The organism is Brevibacterium sp. Mu109, assembly GCF_900169375.1.
GTDB lineage: Bacteria > Actinomycetota > Actinomycetes > Actinomycetales > Brevibacteriaceae > Brevibacterium > Brevibacterium yomogidense_A.
Map to the genome: position 1 here is coordinate 1 of NZ_FXZF01000083.1, position 1,943 is coordinate 1,943.

A 1,943-nucleotide genomic window follows, 5' to 3' on the forward strand; every position below is an offset into this window, starting at 1 on the left:
CAATGGCCGACTCGAGCATCTGCGCGGGATCGCGCTTGGGTTCCGGAACCTGAGGCACTACATCGACAGGAGTCTGCTCGAAGCCGGCGGTTTCAGACCTCGACTACACCCTCGTTCGTGAAGAGCCCGCAATCTACGTCCGCCAGTCGATCGACCAGGATCAGGGCATCTCGCAGCAGCTCGCCGACTGCCGGGAGGAGGCTCGCCGCCGTGGTTGGCGGATCCTACACGAGTTCAAGGACAATGACACCTCCGGGAGCAAGGCGCGAGGGGCCGGGACCGGCTGGGCGGACATGCTCTCGGCCTATGACCGGGGCGAGTTCGACGTGCTGATCGTCGTGGACGTGGACCGTCTCACGCGCCGCCTCGCCGACGTGCTCGAACTGCGCCAGAAGCGCGAGATCAGGATCGTGACCGTACGCGGCGCTATCGACACCCAGGACGACGACTTCATGCTCAAGCAGCTTGTCCTCCTCGCTGAGCGCGAGGTGCAGGTCAAGACCCGACGCGCGCGCCGCTACGCCATCGAACGGCGCAAGCAGGGCCACCCAAGCCCCGGCCACACGCCCTACGGGTACCGCTGGCTGCCCGCCTCGCAGCGCGACGCGAACGGCACCCGGTTCGAGATCGTCGAGGACGAGGCGGCCGACGTGCGACGCATCTTCGGAGACTTTCTCGCGGGCGCGCCTCTCGGCCAGATCGCGCGTGACCTGAACCGTGCCGCACGGACCACACGAGCGGGGAAGCCGTGGAGGCGCACCACGGTGCGTCGGATGTTGATGAACCCTCACTACGCTGGGCTCCTGCCGCCCGCGCAGCAGGTCGCCGCGGGGCACTACGACCTCGCCAAGATCGACCTCGACGAGTGCGAGGCCGGCGCGTGGGAGCCGATCGTTTCCCGCGCCTATGTCAGCGCAGCTCGGGCGCAGCTCGTCGGGCGCGAACCCGTCCACAACGGCACCGCGCGCCGCTGGCTGCTCTCCGGTCTCGCCGTCTGCGCGACCTGCCGAGAGCCCGTGTACGCAGCCTCGGGGAAGAGCCACCCGACGAAGCGCGTCGACGGATCGGGCAAGGCCGCCTCGAAGCGATACCACACTTACCGCTGCCGCAACAATCACTTCCACCGCGCAGGCGACCCCATCGATGAAGCCGTCACGCTGATCTGCATCCGCAGGCTCCAGGAGCCCGACGCCTCAACGCTGCTCGCGCAGGCCGCGGACGACGGAGAGAGCCCGAGTGAGCTCAACGCGCAGCTGGCAGACCTCGACAGGCGCGAGCAGGGCATCTACAACCTCCTCGCCACCCGAGGCAATACCGGGAACGCCATGCACGCTCTCGAGACCCTCGACGATGAGCGCGCCGATCTCGAAGCCCGCCTCCAGAAGGTCATCCAGCACGATCCGCTTGCCGAGGCCGTCCACAGCGGCGACGCGGAGGCATGGTGGGACGCCGCGAGCCTTGGGCGCAGGCGTACCGTCGTTGAGGAACTCATGACCGTGGTGATCCGACCGGTCCGGAAGGGTCAACGTACCCCGACCGTCGAGAAGGTCATTCCCACCATCGCGATCGAGTGGGTCCAGGACTGACCAGCAGGTCGCTTAGTCATATCGAAAAAGGGAATTCGATCCTTCGCTCCCTTTGGCGTTCAAGATAGCAATCAGGTTTAATGTCCGTATAAGGGGTGCATTCACCCCAGACGATGAACCTGTCGTGCCACGAGGCACTGGTCAACCCTCGCTCGAAGTCACCACTAGAACACAACCCGTCGTGACCATCGCAGTTGGCGCTCCAGGCTATGTTAAAAGCAGAGGTGGGTATCGGACTACTGCACGACGTGCCTGAAGAGGTAGTGCGCTACTTCAACTGGGATTCGTGGACTCGTGACCTCGGCTACGACTACACCACCGCCGACAGCCCCAGTGGGGGCGTGTTCGTCTTCCGTA

At 65.5% G+C, this 1,943-nt stretch carries 1 protein-coding gene; it reads left to right on the forward strand.

Annotated features, from left to right (window positions below; all coding sequences use genetic code 11):
- Positions 1 to 131 precede the first annotated feature (131 nt).
- Positions 132 to 1,586, forward strand: a complete 1,455-nt coding sequence (locus BSP109_RS16490) for a recombinase family protein (RefSeq protein WP_257944757.1) — start codon at positions 132 to 134, stop codon at positions 1,584 to 1,586.
- Positions 1,587 to 1,943: the final 357 nt, after the last annotated feature.